This window comes from Piscinibacter gummiphilus, from assembly GCF_002116905.1.
Lineage (GTDB): Bacteria > Pseudomonadota > Gammaproteobacteria > Burkholderiales > Burkholderiaceae_C > Rhizobacter > Rhizobacter gummiphilus.
This window is the reverse complement of sequence record NZ_CP015118.1, coordinates 5,889,638-5,904,628: the sequence shown is the minus strand read 5'-3', so window position 1 is coordinate 5,904,628 and position 14,991 is coordinate 5,889,638. Positions and strand designations below refer to the sequence as shown.

Genomic DNA, 14,991 nt, shown 5'->3' with positions numbered 1-14,991 from the left:
GACATGCCGGCGGGGGATGTCCCAGTTATCGGCGTTGCGCCGATTCGCGGCCATCGGCGCAGGGCGGCCGGTGCCGTAGGAACCTCCCTACCGGTCCTGTAATCCCGCGTTCATCGGTATTAATCCGGGGTTAAGAAATTCGGCCCGGGCGTACAGTCGCGCCTCACTGAAACCGGTTCCAGTGTGACAGAAGTAGCAGTTCAACGGTGCGGCTGCGGGCACGGATGGCCCGCGGCCGGCCATCACTCGACTGAGGAGTTGACCGTGAAAATGAAACCTGGAGCCTGGCGCCTCGGCGCGGGCCTGTTCGCGCTGGGCGTCGGATTGACAGCCTGCGGGAGCGACGACGACATGACCCCCACGACCCCGCGGGCCGACTGGCCCGCCGTCACCAGCGCCATCCCGAAGGACACCGCGCAGGAGGCGCAGATCAAGGCGATCGTCGCGGGCATGACGCTCGCGCAGAAGGTCGGGCAGATGACCCAGCCCGACATCCGCAGCATCACGCCCGCCGAGGTGACGCAGTACTACATCGGCTCGGTGCTCAACGGCGGCGGCGCCTGGCCCGGCAACAACAAGCGGGCGGCGGTGGCCGACTGGCTGGCCCTCGCCGATGCCTACTGGCAGGCCTCGATGGACACCGACCTGCCGGTGAAGATCCCGGTGATCTGGGGGACCGACGCGGTGCACGGCCACGGCAACGTGTTCGGCGCCACGCTCTTCCCGCACAACATCGGCCTCGGCGCCGCGAACGACCCCGAGCTGATCCAGCGCATCGGCGCGGCCGTGGCCGCGCAGGTGGTGGCCACCGGCATCGACTGGACCTTCGCGCCCACGCTGGCCGTCGTGCGCGACGACCGCTGGGGCCGCACGTACGAGGGCTTCTCGGAGGAGCCGTCGATTGTCGCCGCCTACGGCGGGCGCTACACGACGGGCCTGCAGGGCACGTTCGCCACGTCGGGCCGACCCACCGTGGTCGCCACCGCCAAGCACTTCATGGGCGACGGCGGCACCGACCAGGGCAAGGACCAGGGCGAGACGAAGGCGAGCATCGACGACCTGATCGCGATCCATGGCGCGGGCTACTACCCGGCCCTCGCCGCGGGCGCGCAGACCGTGATGGCGTCGTTCAACAGCTGGACGTTCAAGGGCACGGCGCCGGACGGCACCGCGCTCGACTTCGACAACGTCAAGATGCACGGCAACAAGTACCTGATGACCGACGTGCTCAAGGGCAAGATGGGCTTCGATGGCCTGATCGTGTCCGACTGGGACGGCATCGCGCAGGTGCAGTACAAGGACGCGGGCGGCGTCTCCCGCACGTGCTCGAAGACCTCGTGCCCGCCGGCCATCAACGCCGGCATCGACCTCGTGATGGTGCCGAACGACTGGAAGCAGTTCATCGCCGACACCATCGCGTCGGTGGAGGCGGGCGAGATCCCGGTGGCTCGCATCGACGACGCCGTGACCCGCATCCTGCGCGTGAAGATGCGTTCCGGCCTGATGAAGGTGCAGAACGGGCAGACGGTGTCGACGAAGCCGTCGGCCCGTCCGGGCGCGGGCGACCCCGCCGGCCTCGTGCACCGCGACCTCGCGCGCGAAGCCGTGCGCAAGTCGCTCGTGCTGCTGAAGAACGACGGCAACGTGCTGCCGCTCGCGCGCGGCCAGAAGGTGCTGGTGGTGGGCCGCAACGCCAACGACCTCGGCAACCAGAACGGCGGCTGGTCGCTGACGTGGCAGGGCACGACCAACGTCAACGCCGACTTCCCGAACGCCGACACGATCCTCTCCGGCATCCAGGAGGCCGCGGGCGCGGAAAACGTCACTTACTCGGCCGACGGTGCGGGCATCGACGTGTCGACGTTCCAGGCCGTGATCGCGGTGATCGGCGAGACGCCGTACGCCGAAGGCGCGGGTGACATCGGCCGCGCCGGCACGCTCGAACACGCGAAGCGCACGCCGGCCGACCTCGCCGTGCTCGACCTCGTGAAGGGCAAGGGTGTCCCGGTGGTGACCGTGCTCGTGTCCGGCCGCCCGCTGTGGGTCAACAAGGAGCTGAACCGCAGCAATGCGTTCGTCGCTGCCTTCCTGCCCGGCACCGAAGGCAAGGGCGTGGCCGACGTGCTGTTCCGCAAGGCCGACGGATCGGTGAACTTCGACTTCCAGGGCAAGCTGTCGTTCTCGTGGCCGAAGACCGGTTGCCAGACCACGGTGAACCGCGGCGACACGAACTACGATCCGTTGTTCGCGTTCGGCAGCGGCAAGCGTTACGCCGAACCCGGCACCGCCGTGGGCAACGCCCTCGACGAGACGTCGCCCGCGCTCGGTTGCGGCCAGACCGCGAACAACGGGCCGGCCGCGACCGAACCGCTCGAGGTCTACAACCCCGCGCAACACCCGCAGTTCAAGCTCGAGATCGGCTCCGACCCCAACTGGCACGTGCCGCTCGGCGACGACCTCAACGCCACGGTGACCACCACCAACGGCGTGCTCACCGCCACCACGTCGCAGCTCAACGTGCAGCAGGACGCGAAGAAGCTCGTGTGGACCGGTGGCGACGCCGAGTTCAAGGCGATGGTGGGCCCGACCAGCAACCCGCCGGGCGCCGCCGACCTCAACAGCTACGTGCATCCCGACGCGAAGGCCGTGCTGGCGTTCGACATCGCCGTGCACCAGGCGCCGGCCAGCAACGTGGTCGTGCGTGTCGACTGCGTGTACCCGTGCCGCGGCGAGGCCGACGTGACCGCGCTGCTCAAGGGCCTGCCGCTCGACACGAAAAAGACCGTCAAGATCCCGCTGCAGTGTTTCGCGGAGGCCGGGGCCGACTTCGCCGCGGTCGACACGCCGTTCCTGCTGAAGACCGCGGGTGCGTTCCAGGCCACCGTGGCGCGCGTGCGCTGGGTGGTGGGGGCGGCGGCCGACGCCGACACGCTCGCGTGCGCGGACCTGAAGCCGCCGCCGCCGCCCACCATCGAGCCGCTGCCCGGCCCGTCGGTGACGCTGTGGGGGGCGGCCGGTCCGCACGGCGACCTGAAGGCCGACATGTACATCTCGAACGGCACGCACGTGGTGGCCACGCCCATCGCCGGCGGCTTCGACGTGAACTTCCTCGCCGACGGCGGCAACGGCACGTTCACCTTCAAGGGCGCGGGGCTCAACCTCGCGAACTACGCGGCGGGCACGCTGTCGTTCGACGTGAAGGTCCACAGCTACGGCGCGAACACGAAGGGCCTGGCCATCAAGATGGAAAGCCCGGGCGACGGCTGCCGCAACGTCGACTACATCCTGCCCGACGCCATCAAGCCCCCGGCCGACGGCCAGGTGCACCGCATCACGCTGAACGTGGCCGACGTGGTGGCCAACGAGAACGCGCCGTGCTTCACGCTCGAGAACGTGACGGTGCCGTTCGGCATCTTCCCGGTGTGGGATGACCAGCAGGGGGTGCGGTTCGAGGTGAGCAACGTGACGCTGGCAACCCCGTGACGCGGGACGGGCCCCGCCCGGACGGCGGGGCCCTTCGGCGAAGGCTTCAGCGTCGCGGCGCCGGGACGGTGCTCCGGTACTGCTCGCCCGCCGCGCGCAGCCCCGCCAGCGCGAAGGTGTGCAGGTGGCGGGCAAGCTCGGCGGGCGTGGTCGCGGCGAGGTGCTTGAGCGGGCCCGGAAGCGTCCGTCCGGCGACCAGCAGCATCAGGCACGGCGCCGCCACACTCACCATGCAGCGGAGCAGCGCGGGCTCGCCCGGTGGGATGCCGCTGATGTCGCCGAGCAGTTGCTGGACGAGCGCGACCTTCGGCGCGATCTCGGCGTCGAGCAGCACCAGGGCGTTGGACGTGGGCGACAGGATCTCGCGTGCGAGCACCTGCGCGGGCCAGCCCTGCTCGCCGAGAGCGACACCGGCGAGCATCTCGAGCAGCTGCGCGAGCTTGTCCGCCGACGACCCCGCATCCGCCGCAATGTGCCGCAGCGTCTCGAGCCGGATCAGCCGGCGATGCGCCTCGGCGAGCACGGCCTGGTAGAGCCCGTTGCGGCTGCCGAAGTGGTAGTTGATCGATGCGAGATCGACCCCGGCGGCCTGGGCGACGGACTTGCTGGTCGTCTCGGCGAAGCCGCTCGCGGCGAACAGCGGGCCGGCCGCCTCGAGGATGCGGGCATTGGTCAGGTCGCCATCGGTGCGCAAGGCGCGTCTTGGAGGGGGCTTGGTCATCGTGTCGGACTCCGGTCCGAGCCAGTGCTTGCCTTGAAGTTTAAATTAGATTTAAAGTCGCCGGCATCGCATGCAGGGATGGGGATGCCATGAAGAAGCTGCTGATCGTTGCCTTGGTTCTTGCCATCGCGGTGTCGATCGCGGCCGCGGCCTGGTGGCAACGGCGGGAGCGCCCTCCCGCCGACGCGCTGGTGCTCCATGGCAACGTGGACCTCCGCCAGGTGTCCCTGGCCTTCGACGGCAGCGGCCGGGTCGCCGAGATGCTCGTGGAGGAGGGCAACCGAGTGCGGGCAGGCGCGGTGCTGGCGCGCCTCGACGTGAAGACCCTCCGGCTCCAGGCGGAGCAGGCCCGCGCGCAGAGCGAAGTGCAGAAGCAGAGCCTGCTGCGGCTGGAAAACGGATCCCGTCCGGAAGAGGTGGCGCAGGCGCGCAGCCGCCTGCAGGCCGCACGCAGCGACGCCGCGCGGGCCGGGCAGGACCTGGCCCGGCTCGAACAGATCGCCTCGGAGACCGGCGGGCGCGGGGTCAGTGCGATGGACCTCGACCGAACCCGGTCGTCCACGCAGGTGGCCCGCGCGAAGGTCGCGGAACAGGAGGACGCGCTGCGCCTCGTGGAACGTGGCGCCCGCAAGGAAGACGTCGCCGCGGCCCGCGCGCAGCTCGGCGCGTCGATCGCCCAGTTGAACCTCCTCGCCCACCAGATCGAGCTGGGCGAACTCAAGGCGCCGGCCGACGGGGTCGTCCGCTCGCGCCTGCTCGAGCCCGGCGACATGGCCACGCCGCAGCGGCCGGTGTACGCGTTGGCGCTGATGCAGCCGAAATGGGTGCGTGTGTACGTGGGCGAACCCGACCTCGGCCGGGTCCGCCCCGGCATGCCGGCCCGTGTGTGGACCGACAGCGCCCCGGACCGGCCGCTGTCCGGCCTGGTGGGCGCCATCTCGTCCTCGGCGGAGTTCACGCCGAAGTCGGTGCAGACCGAGGAGCTGCGGACCAGCCTGGTCTACGAGGTGCGCGTGCGGGTCGACGACCCGGGCGACGTGCTGCGGCTGGGCCAGCCGGCGAGCGTTCGGCTGGACACCGGCGCGCCGCGATGAGTGCTGCCGCCACCGTCGTGGCCGAGGGCCTGGGCCGGACCTTCGCGGCGCCCGGTGGCAGTGTGCTGCGTGCGGTCGACGGCCTCTCGTTCACGGTGCAGGCGGGTGCCCTGACCGCCCTGGTGGGGCCGGACGGTGCGGGCAAGTCGACGTTGATGCGAATGATGGCCGGGTTGCTCAGGCCCGACGCCGGGCGCCTGCACGTGCTGGGCGTCGACGTGGTGGCCGATCCGCAGGCCGTGCAGGACCGCATCAGCTACATGCCGCAGCGCTTCGGCCTGTACGAGGACCTGAGCGTGCAGGAGAACCTCGACCTGTATGCCGACCTGCACGGCGTGCCCGCGCGGCTGCGGAACGAGCGCTTCGCGCGCCTGTTGGCCATGACGGACCTGGCCTCCTTCGCTGCGCGGCCGGCCGGCAAGCTCTCGGGCGGCATGAAGCAGAAGCTGGGGCTGGCCTGCACGCTGGTGCGCTCCCCCGACCTGCTGCTGCTGGACGAGCCGAGCGTCGGCGTCGACCCGCTGTCACGCCGCGACCTGTGGTCCATCGTCCAGCAGCTGGTGGATGACGAGCAGCTGAGCGTGATCGTCAGCACCGCGTACATGGACGAGGCGCAACGCTGCGCGAACGTCCTCGTGATGAGCGGGGGCCGCCTGCTGGCCGAAGGCACGCCGGCGGCGTTGCGCGAGCGCGCGCGCGGGTTGACCTTCGACGTGGCGCCGCCGGCCGGCGTGGTGGCGCGCGAACTGCAGGCACGCCTGATCGACGCACAGGGCCTGATCGTCGACGCCGTGCCGAAGGGCGGCGCCGTTCGGTTCATCCGCCAGCCCGACGCGCCCGCCGACCAGCTGGCGGCGCTGCTGGACGGTGCGGTCGCCGAGGCGCGCCCGGAGGAACTGGAAGACGCCTTCATGATGCTGCTGCGGCAGCACGAGGCCGCGCCGCCCGGCACCCGCGCCGAGGCCGGTGCCGGCGACGCACGGCCGGTGGAGGACGCGCCCGTCATCGTGGTGCGCGACCTCGTGCGCCGGTTCGGCGACTTCACCGCCGTGGCGAGCACCTCGTTCGACGTGCGGCGCGGCGAGATCTTCGGGCTGCTGGGGCCGAACGGCGCGGGCAAGACCACCACCTTCCGCATGCTGTGCGGCCTGCTGCCGGCCAGCGGCGGCCACCTGGAGGTGGCGGGACTCAACCTGCGGCACGCGCGTGCCCAGGCCCGCGCCCGCATCGGCTACGTGGCGCAGAAGTTCTCGCTCTACGGCAACCTGAGCGTGCGGGAGAACCTCGAGTTCTTCGGCGGCGCCTACGGGCTCCGCGGCCACGCGCTGCGCACGCGCGTGGAGGCCGTGCTGGCCCAGTTCCACCTCGACCCCGCGGCCAGCAGCGGCGAGCTGCCTGGGGGCTACAAGCAGCGGCTCGCGATGGCGGCGGGCCTGCTGCACGAGCCCGAGATCCTCTTCCTCGACGAGCCCACCAGCGGCATCGACCCGCTCGCGCGGCGCGAGTTCTGGCGCACCATCACGGCGCTGGCGCGGCGCGGGGTCACGGTCGTCGTCACCACCCACTTCATGGAGGAAGCCGAGTACTGCGACCGCATCGCGATCCAGGACGCCGGGCGGATGCTGGCGCTCGGAACGCCGCAGGAGGTGCGCCGCCAGGGCGGTGAGGCGGCACGCGACATGGACAGCGCCTTCATCGCCATCGTCGAGCAAGGCCGCCGCGAGCGGCAGGCGGCGCGAGGGGTGACGCCGTGAGCGGCACGGGCGTCGGCCGCCGACTCGTCGCCCTGATGCGCAAGGAGATGCGGCAGATGCTGCGCGACCGCGCCAACCTCGCGGTGGGCCTGCTGCTGCCGGTGATGCTGATCCTGCTGTTCGGCTACGGCCTGTCCTTCGACGTGAAGGACGCGCCGGTGGCGGTCGTGCTGGAGGACGGCTCGCCCGCCGCCCGCGACGTGGTGGCCGGGTTGCGGGGCTCGCCCTACCTGAGCCCGGTCTTCACGCCGGACATGGCCGAGGCGGTGACCCTGATGCGGAACGGCCGCGTCGGCGCCATCGTGCGCGTGCCGTCGGACTTCTCCCGGCAGCTGGCGCTGGGCCAGGCTCGCATCCAGCTCCTGCTCAACGGCGTCGACTCGAGCACCGCGAGCGCCGTGGAGGGCTACGTGGCCGGCGCCATCGGCGCCGCCGCGCAGCACCAGGCGGACCGTGCCGGCGGCCCGCGCGGCACCGGGGTCCGCATCGAGCAGCGCATGTGGTTCAACGAGGCCAACACCAGCACGTGGTTTCTCGTGCCCGGACTGCTGGCCCTCGTGATGACGCTCATCGGGGCCTTCCTGACCTCGCTGCTGATCGCCCGCGAATGGGAGCGCGGCACGCTCGAGTCGCTGTTCGTGACCCCGGTGCGGCCCGCCGAGATCGTGCTGGCCAAGCTCGTGCCCTACCTGGTGGTGGGCGCGATCGACCTCGTGATGTGCCTGCTGGCCGCGCGGCTCCTGTTCGAGGTGCCGATGCGCGGATCGCTGGCGGCCATCGTCGTGTCGTCGCTGCTGTACCTCGTGGTATCGCTGCTGCTGGGGCTGTTCATTTCGGCCGTGACCCGCAGCCAGTTCAAGGCGAGCCAGGTGGCCCTGCTCACGAGCTTCCTGCCGGCCATGATGCTGTCGGGCTTCGTGTTCGACCTGCGCAACATGCCGGCGGTGGTGCAGGGCATCAGCCAGGTGCTGCCGGCCACGCACTACATGGGCCTGATCAAGACCCTGTTCCTCGCCGGCGACAGCACCCGCATGCTGTTGCGCGACTGCACGATCCTGACGCTCTATGCCGTCGTGCTGTTCGCCGCCACGACCCGCAAGATGCGCAAGACCCTGGATTGACGCCCATGACCGGCTTCCTCGCTTCCGTCTCGCGCGTCCTGTTCCTGTGCCGCAAGGAGCTGCTGGCGCTGCTGAAGGATCCCGCCAGCCGGGTCATCCTGTTCGCCCCCGCGCTGATGCAGTCGCTGCTGTTCGGCTACGCCGCCACGTTCGACCTGACCCACGCGCGCTATGCCGTGCTGGACCAGAGCCGTGGCGCGACCTCGACGGCCCTCGTCAGCCGGCTCGATGGCACCGGCGTGTTCCAGCGGGTGGGTTGGCTCGACAGTCCACGCCAGGTCGCGCAGGCGATCGAGCGCGACGACGCGCTGATGGTGATCGGCTTCCCGGCCGACTTCGAGTCGCGGCTGGCGGCGGGTGACGCCGCGCCGCTGCAGGTGATCCTCGACGGACGCAACTCCTCCACCGCGGGGCTGGCCGCAGCCTACGTGGGGGCGATCGTGGCCGACCTGAACCAGGCGCGGGGCCTGGCTCCGCCGGTGCGCATCGAGCGGCGGGCCTGGTACAACCCCAACCTCGAATCGCGCTGGAACATCCTGCCCGCGCTGATCGCGGCGCTGAGCATGCTGCAGACGCTGCTGATCGCCGCGCTGTCGGTGGCGCGCGAACGCGAGCAGGGCACGTTCGACCAACTGCTGGTCACGCCGCTCACGCCCATGCAGATCCTCGTCGGCAAGGCCCTGCCGGCGATGTTCGTCGGGCTGGTGCAGTCCACCATCATCCTGCTCGTCGTCCGCTTCTGGTTCCAGATCCCGATGAGCGGATCGCCGTGGGTGATGTACCTGGGCCTCGTGTGTTTCACCATTGCCGCGGTGGGCATCGGCCTGTCGATCTCCGCGCTCTCGGTGAGCATGCAGCAGGCGATGCTGTCCACGTTCCTGCTGATCATGCCGCTCATGCTGCTCTCGGGCCTGCTCACGCCGGCCGGCAACATGCCCCGCGTGCTGCAGATCGCCACGTACGCGAACCCCTTGCGCTTCGGCATCGACCTGGTCCGCCGGGTGTACCTCGAAGGTGCCGGGCTGCACGAGGTCGGGGCCGATTTCATTCCCATGCTCGCGGTCGCGGCGGTCACGCTCCCGCTGGCCGCATGGCTGTTCCGCCACCGCCTGACCTGACGAGAGGTCCTGCCATGTCCACGCATCGAATCGCCGCCGCGCTCGCCCTGCTCTTGGCGATGGCGGCCTGCACCACGGGCCCGGACTTCACGAAGCCGGCCTCACCCGCCCCCGACGACTGGACCCGCTGGCGCAGCGCGGACGAATCGCTGCGCCTGCCGCCGGGCCGCGAGGAGCTTCCCGAGCGCTGGTGGGAAGCGTTCGGCGATCCCGTGCTGAACCAGCTGCAGGAGCAGGCCGTGATGGGCAGCCCGGACCTGCGCACCGCGGCCCTGCACTTCGTGCAGGCGCGCGTGCAGCGGGGGGCGGCCGACGCCCGGGCCTGGCCCGAGGTCGGGGCGTACGCCAGCGTCAACCGCCAGCGGCAGAGCGACTTCGGCGGCAGCACGCGCCTCATCGACATCCTGGGCCTGCCGCGCGAGCAGATCGTGCCGTTGCTCGTCGGTCCCTATAACCTGTACCAAGCCGGGTTCGACTTGTCGTGGGAGCTCGACCTGTGGGGGCGCGTTCGCCGGTCCCTCGAGTCGGCCGATGCCGACCTCGGGCGTCAGGCGGCCCTGCTCGACCTGGCGCGCGCCAGCCTGGCGAGCGATGTCGCCCGCCACTACATCGACCTGCGCACCACGCAGCAGCAGATCCGGCTGGCGCGCGAGGACCTCGCCGCCCTGCAGGAGCGACTGGAGCTCCTGGAAGCGAAGGTGCGCGGCGGGGTGCTCGACCACCTCGACCTGGAGCGGCAGCGCACCGACGTCGCTGCACTGAAGGCGCAGCTGCCCGGCCTGCTGGCCCAGGAGGGGGCCAGCGCCAACCAGATCGCCCTGCTGCTGGGCACGAACCCTGGCGCGTTGCGGGAACTGCTGGCCCCGCGCGCGGAGCCGCCCGCGCCCACCTGGCCCGACTACGCGATGGGCCTGCCCTCTGAAGTCGCCCTGCGCCGCCCCGACATCCGCGGGGCCGAGGCGCAGTTGCATCGCGCCACGGCCAGCATCGGTGTCGCGCAGGCCGACCTGTACCCCAGCATCCGCATCGGCGCGAAGGCGGGCCTGGAGTCCTACGTCAGCAGCGAATTCGCCGACTGGGGCAGCCGCACCTGGATGATCGGCCCGAGCCTGGACCTGCCGCTCTTCGATCGCGGCCGGCGCAAGAGTGTCGTGCAACTGCGCGAGCTGGACCAGCAGGAGGCCGCCGTGAACTACCAGCGCACCGTGCTGCGGGCGTGGCAGGAGGTCGACGACGCGCTCAGCGGCTATGCCGCGGCCCGCCAGCACCGGCAGGAGCAGACCCGGCGCGTGGAGAGCGCCGGCGAGGCCTTCCGGCTCGCGCAGGCGCGGTACGACGGCGGCGCCACCGATTTCGTCGCCGTGCTCGACACCCGCCGCGTCTACCTGCAGGCCCGGCGCGACCTCGCGGCCAGCGAAGGGCGGCTCGGCCTCCAGTACGTCGGACTGAACAAGGCGCTCGGCAATGGGCCCGTCGAAGCGCGGTAGAGGCGTGCGTGGCTATACTGGCGGCCAGCGCTGATTTGTTCCGGCTTGCGGGCGCTTAATAAATTCCGCTAAAGACGTGGCCCCGACCCGGTCCCGCTTTTGGCGGCGCCGGGTTGTTTCATCTGGGTGATCCATGGGATCTGTCGGCCACGTCCAACCGCAATCGATGCACTTCGCCGAACCGCTGCCGCTCAAGAGCGGCGCCGCGTTGCGCGACTACACCCTCGTCTACGAGACCTACGGCACGCTGAACGCCGCGCGCGACAACGCCGTGCTGGTGTGCCATGCCCTCAACGCTTCGCACCACGTCGCCGGCACGTACGACGGCCAGCCGAAGAGCGAGGGCTGGTGGGACAACCTCGTGGGCCCGGGCAAGCCGCTCGACACGACGAAGTTCTTCGTGATCGGCATCAACAACCCCGGTTCCTGCTTCGGCTCCACGGGCCCGATGCAGGTGGACCCGGCCACCGACCAGCCGTACGGCGCGCACTTCCCCGTCGTCACGGTGGAGGACTGGGTCGACGCGCAGGCCCGCCTGCTCGACCGCCTGGGCATCACGCAGCTCGCTGCCGTGCTGGGCGGCAGCCTCGGCGGCATGCAGGCGCTCAGCTGGTCGTTGCGCCACCCCGACCGCCTGCGCCACTGCATCGCGGTGGCCACGGCGCCCAACCTGTCGGCGCAGAACATCGCGTTCAACGAGGTGGCGCGGCGCGCCATCGTCACCGACCCCGACTTCCACGGTGGCCACTTCTACGCCTACGGCACCGTGCCCAAGCGCGGCCTGCGCGTGGCGCGCATGATCGGCCACATCACGTACCTGAGCGACGACTCGATGGAGGCCAAGTTCGGCCGCAGCCTGAAGGGCGAGGCGTTCGGCTACAGCACCCAGGACATCGAGTTCGAGATCGAGAGCTACCTGCGCTACCAGGGCGACAAGTTCAGCGACTACTTCGACGCGAACACGTACCTGCTGATCACGCGCGCGCTCGACTACTTCGACCCGGCCCGCGAACACGGTGGCGACCTCACCGCGGCGTTCGCCCAGGCCCGATGCAAGTTCCAGCTCGTGAGCTTCACCACCGACTGGCGCTTCTCGCCGGCCCGCTCGCGCGAGATCGTCAAGGCCCTGCTCGACAACCGCCTGTCGGTGAGCTACGCCGAGATCGACGCCCCCCACGGCCACGACGCGTTCCTGCTCGACGACAGCCGCTACCACGCGCTGCTGCGGCAGCGGTTCGCCAACATCGCGGCGGAGGTGAAGTGATGAGCGAACGGAAAGACATCGAACTGATCGCGGACCTGGTGCCGGTGGGCTCTCGCGTGCTCGACCTCGGCTGTGGCACCGGCGAGCTGCTCGCCCACCTGCGCGACAGGCGCCAGTGCACCGGCTACGGCATCGAGATCGACGATGCGAACGTGCTGGCCTGCACACAGAAGGGCGTCGACGTGATCCAGCTGAACCTGGAGGACGGCCTGGCCATCTTCGAGGACCAGAGCTTCGACGTGGTGCTGCAGCTCGACACGCTCCAGCACCTGCGCAACACCGAGCGCATGCTGAAGGAGACGGCACGCGTGGGCCGCGTGGGCATCGTGAGCTTCCCGAACTTCGCCCACTGGCCCAACCGCGTGCAGATCGCCGCGGGCCGCATGCCGGTCACGCGCGTGTTGCCGTACCAGTGGTACGACACGCCCAACATCCGCGTGGGCACGTTCAAGGACTTCGAGGTGCTGGCGGGCAAGAACGGGCTGCGGGTGCAGGAGTCGTTCGGGATCCAGGACGGGCGGGCGGTGCGGACGTTGCCGAACCTGCGGGCAAGCGTTGCCGTGTTCAAGTTCGACCGCGGTTGAAACGGGCCTCAAACAAGCACGTCATCCCGGCGAAGGCCGGGACCCTGGGCACATGCCGAAGGTCCCGGCCTCCGCCGGGATGACAGGTGTTTTCTTGTGCGCTGGTGGTTTATTCCTTGCCCAGCAGCGCTTCCTTGAGCAGCGTGTCCGCCGGCTGAGGCCCCACCCAGATCTTCAGCACCATCGTGAAGAACTCGGCGTCGCCGACGGGTTCGCCCTGCGGCTTGCCGAGGATGTAGAACAGCGTGCCCTTGCCGGGGATGAATTCCATCGCGAAGGTCTCGCCGGGGGCGACCTTCGGGCGGCCCGAGAAGATCTCGATCAGGCGCAGGCTCGAGAGGCTGTGCTTCTGCGTGAGTTCCTTCGGCGAGTTCTCGCCCATGCCCTTGATGAACAGGCGGCCGAGTTCGGTGCCGGGCAGGTCGCGCAGGGCCACGAACTGCAGCTTCTTCGGGCCGGGCAGGGCCAGCAGGTCGTCCACGGTGGCGACCTTGCGCGTGGTGTAGAGCGCCATGTCGTAGCCGTTGAAGATGCCGCGGCGGCGCGTGCCCTGGCCGTTGATCTGGAGCTTGGTGCCCAGCACCTCGGCCGTGGGTTCGAACTTCGAGACGGTGGGAGCGGCCTGGGCCGCAGTGACCCAGAGCGCGGCCGCCATGGTCATCGCCAGCGCGGCGTGACGGGTGAACGACGGGCGGCGGGCGGGGGTGTTCGGCAGCATGGGCCTCTCCAGGGCGTTTTTTCGAATGTGCCTGCAGTGTCGGCGAGGGTTTGTGCCAATGGCAAGCGGAAAAGCCCTGTCACACGGGACAAATTCACTGTCTACACTTGCTTCATCATGCTGAGCACCCTCTCGACGGCCGACGGCCTGAAGCTCCACGTCAAGCACAGCCCGGCGGGCGACCGCGGGCGGGGCACCGTCGTGCTGGTGCACGGCCTCGGCGAACACAGCGGGCGCTACGCGCACGTCGTGAAGGCGCTGAACGGCTGGGGCTGGCACACGGTGGCCTACGACCACCGGGGCCACGGCCGCAGCGAGGGCGCCCGCGGCGCGTTGAACGATCCCGACGCGATGCTGGCCGACCTGTCCCTCGTGGTGGCCGCGGCGCGGGCCGAACACGTGGGGCCGCTCGTGCTGCTGGGCCACAGCATGGGCGGGCTGGTGGTGGCGCGTTACGGCGCGGAGGGCACGCTGCACGATCCCGAACGCTGGTTCCACCCGGTCGACGCCATCGTGATGTCGTCGCCGGCCCTCGATGCCGGCTTGTCGGGCGGGCAGCGCTTCCAGCTCCGCATGATGCGGTGGCTGGCGCCGAACCTGGCCGTGGGCAACGGCCTCAAGCCCGAGTGGGTGTCGCGTGACCCCGAGGTGGTGAAGGCCTACGTGGCCGACCCGCTGGTGCACGACCGCATCACGCCGAAGCTCGTGTCGTTCATCGTCGACGGCGGCGAATTCGCCCGCCGCCAGGCCTCGGCCTGGAACGTGCCCACGCTGCTCGTCTATGCCGGCAAGGACCGCTGCGTCGCGCCGCGGGGCAGCAGGGCCTTCGCGTCGGCGGCGCCGGCGCACCTCGTCGAGACGCGGGAGTTTCCCGCGCTGTACCACGAGATCTTCAACGAGCCCGAGCAGCAGGAGGTGCTGGCCGCGCTCGAAGCCTGGCTGGCGACCCGCTCCGCGCGGGTCGCCGACGTCAGTTCAGTTCCGTGACGAACTGGTCGCGCGGGCGGCGCACCTTCTCGAGCTTCACGAGCCAGTCGCCCTCGGCCTGGCGGTAGCCGAGCGGCAGCAGCGTGACGCTGCGCAGGCCGCGGGCCTTCAGGCCCAGCAGGTCGTCCACGGCGGCCGGGTCGAAGCCCTCCATCGGGGTGCTGTCCACACCCTCGAACGACGCGGCGATCACCGAGGCCCCGAAGCCGATGTAGGCCTGGCGCGCGGCATGCTCGAAGTTGACCTGGGCATCGCGGCCCGGGTACGACGCGAGCAGCTTCTGGCGGTACGCCTCCCAGCCGTCGTTGGTGCCGCCGCGCACCTGGTTCGTGTAGTCGAACATCTGGTTGATGCGCTCGGGGGTGTAGTTGTCCCAGGCGGCGAACACCAGCAGGTGCGAGCCGTCGGTGATCTGGGCCTGGTTCCACGCCACGGCGCGCACCTTGGCGCGCAACTCGGCGTTGGTGACGACGATCACCTCGAACGGCTGCAGGCCGCTGGAGGTGGGCGCGAGGCGCGCGGCCTCGACGATGCGGTCGACCTTGTCCTGCGGCACGGCCTGGGCCGGGTCCATCTTCTTGGTGGCGTAGCGCCAGTTCAGCTTGTCGAGCAGTTCCATGGTGTCGGTTCGGTGAGTCATTTCGGACGAGCGTGCGAATG

At 70.3% G+C, this 14,991-nt stretch carries 12 protein-coding genes and 1 riboswitch; of the genes, 9 read left to right on the top strand and 3 right to left on the bottom strand.

Features of this window, described 5'->3' with window-relative positions:
• Nucleotides 1–270 precede the first annotated feature (270 nt).
• Entirely contained in the window at nt 271–3,483 is a 3,213-nt protein-coding gene (locus A4W93_RS27060; RefSeq protein ID WP_085753567.1) for a glycoside hydrolase family 3 N-terminal domain-containing protein, read from the top strand.
• Nucleotides 3,484–3,529: 46 nt separating this feature from the next.
• On the opposite strand, the gene A4W93_RS27055 is transcribed toward A4W93_RS27060, so the two are convergent.
• Nucleotides 3,530–4,204 carry a TetR/AcrR family transcriptional regulator gene (locus A4W93_RS27055; protein WP_085753566.1) on the bottom strand — a complete coding sequence of 225 codons (675 nt, stop codon included), beginning with the start codon at nt 4,202–4,204 and terminating at the stop codon, nt 3,530–3,532.
• 89 nt (nt 4,205–4,293) lie between these two features.
• Here A4W93_RS27055 and A4W93_RS27050 point away from each other — a divergent pair, with 89 nt between their 5' ends.
• The 7 genes from A4W93_RS27050 to metW all read left to right on the top strand — a co-directional run bounded on the left by A4W93_RS27050 (nt 4,294) and on the right by metW (nt 12,626).
• Nucleotides 4,294–5,298 (top strand): HlyD family secretion protein, encoded by a 1,005-nt coding sequence (locus tag A4W93_RS27050; protein ID WP_085753565.1) that lies wholly within the window; start codon nt 4,294–4,296, stop codon nt 5,296–5,298.
• On the top strand, nt 5,295–7,052 hold the full coding sequence (locus tag A4W93_RS27045) for an ATP-binding cassette domain-containing protein (RefSeq protein WP_085753564.1): 1,758 nt from the start codon (nt 5,295–5,297) through the stop codon (nt 7,050–7,052). The genes A4W93_RS27050 and A4W93_RS27045 overlap by 4 nt, the downstream gene beginning before the upstream one ends.
• Nucleotides 7,049–8,173, top strand: a complete 1,125-nt coding sequence (locus A4W93_RS27040) for an ABC transporter permease (protein WP_407081696.1) — start codon at nt 7,049–7,051, stop codon at nt 8,171–8,173. The genes A4W93_RS27045 and A4W93_RS27040 overlap by 4 nt, the downstream gene beginning before the upstream one ends.
• A 5-nt stretch (nt 8,174–8,178) precedes the next feature.
• A complete protein-coding gene (locus tag A4W93_RS27035; protein ID WP_085753563.1) occupies nt 8,179–9,291 on the top strand; it encodes an ABC transporter permease in 1,113 nt (370 codons plus the stop codon).
• A 14-nt stretch (nt 9,292–9,305) separates the two neighbouring features.
• Nucleotides 9,306–10,778 carry an efflux transporter outer membrane subunit gene (locus A4W93_RS27030; RefSeq protein WP_085753562.1) on the top strand — a complete coding sequence of 491 codons (1,473 nt, stop codon included), beginning with the start codon at nt 9,306–9,308 and terminating at the stop codon, nt 10,776–10,778.
• Nucleotides 10,779–10,795: 17 nt separating this feature from the next.
• A riboswitch (SAM riboswitch) is annotated at nt 10,796–10,868 on the top strand.
• A 43-nt stretch (nt 10,869–10,911) separates the two neighbouring features.
• A complete protein-coding gene (gene metX, locus A4W93_RS27025; RefSeq protein ID WP_085753561.1) occupies nt 10,912–12,042 on the top strand; it encodes a homoserine O-succinyltransferase MetX in 1,131 nt (376 codons plus the stop codon).
• Nucleotides 12,042–12,626 (top strand): methionine biosynthesis protein MetW, encoded by a 585-nt coding sequence (metW, locus tag A4W93_RS27020; protein WP_085753560.1) that lies wholly within the window; start codon nt 12,042–12,044, stop codon nt 12,624–12,626. Before metX ends, metW begins: the two co-directional genes overlap by 1 nt.
• Before the next feature lie 109 nt (nt 12,627–12,735).
• On the opposite strand, the gene A4W93_RS27015 is transcribed toward metW, so the two are convergent.
• Nucleotides 12,736–13,344 carry a chalcone isomerase family protein gene (locus A4W93_RS27015; RefSeq protein WP_085753559.1) on the bottom strand — a complete coding sequence of 203 codons (609 nt, stop codon included), beginning with the start codon at nt 13,342–13,344 and terminating at the stop codon, nt 12,736–12,738.
• Between the two features lie 117 nt (nt 13,345–13,461).
• On the opposite strand from A4W93_RS27015, the gene A4W93_RS27010 reads away from it, so the two are divergent.
• Nucleotides 13,462–14,331 carry an alpha/beta hydrolase gene (locus A4W93_RS27010; protein ID WP_085753558.1) on the top strand — a complete coding sequence of 290 codons (870 nt, stop codon included), beginning with the start codon at nt 13,462–13,464 and terminating at the stop codon, nt 14,329–14,331.
• Here A4W93_RS27010 and A4W93_RS27005 read toward each other — a convergent pair.
• Complete coding sequence (locus tag A4W93_RS27005) at nt 14,315–14,950, bottom strand: NAD(P)H-dependent oxidoreductase (RefSeq protein WP_085753557.1); 636 nt, start codon at nt 14,948–14,950, stop codon at nt 14,315–14,317. The genes A4W93_RS27010 and A4W93_RS27005 overlap by 17 nt on opposite strands.
• Nucleotides 14,951–14,991: the final 41 nt, after the last annotated feature.

Excerpts from the sequence above, each read along its gene's own strand:
- metW (WP_085753560.1), top strand. The coding sequence starts at position 12,042 with ATGAGCGAACGGAAAGACATCGAACTGATCGCGGACCTGGTGCCGGTG.
- A4W93_RS27055 (WP_085753566.1), bottom strand. The coding sequence starts at position 4,204 with ATGACCAAGCCCCCTCCAAGACGCGCCTTGCGCACCGATGGCGACCTG.
- A4W93_RS27035 (WP_085753563.1), top strand. The coding sequence starts at position 8,179 with ATGACCGGCTTCCTCGCTTCCGTCTCGCGCGTCCTGTTCCTGTGCCGC.
- A4W93_RS27005 (WP_085753557.1), bottom strand. The coding sequence starts at position 14,950 with ATGGAACTGCTCGACAAGCTGAACTGGCGCTACGCCACCAAGAAGATG.
- A4W93_RS27015 (WP_085753559.1), bottom strand. The coding sequence starts at position 13,344 with ATGCTGCCGAACACCCCCGCCCGCCGCCCGTCGTTCACCCGTCACGCC.
- A4W93_RS27050 (WP_085753565.1), top strand. The coding sequence starts at position 4,294 with ATGAAGAAGCTGCTGATCGTTGCCTTGGTTCTTGCCATCGCGGTGTCG.
- A4W93_RS27060 (WP_085753567.1), top strand. The coding sequence starts at position 271 with ATGAAACCTGGAGCCTGGCGCCTCGGCGCGGGCCTGTTCGCGCTGGGC.
- A4W93_RS27030 (WP_085753562.1), top strand. The coding sequence starts at position 9,306 with ATGTCCACGCATCGAATCGCCGCCGCGCTCGCCCTGCTCTTGGCGATG.
- A4W93_RS27045 (WP_085753564.1), top strand. The coding sequence starts at position 5,295 with ATGAGTGCTGCCGCCACCGTCGTGGCCGAGGGCCTGGGCCGGACCTTC.
- A4W93_RS27010 (WP_085753558.1), top strand. The coding sequence starts at position 13,462 with ATGCTGAGCACCCTCTCGACGGCCGACGGCCTGAAGCTCCACGTCAAG.
- metX (WP_085753561.1), top strand. The coding sequence starts at position 10,912 with ATGGGATCTGTCGGCCACGTCCAACCGCAATCGATGCACTTCGCCGAA.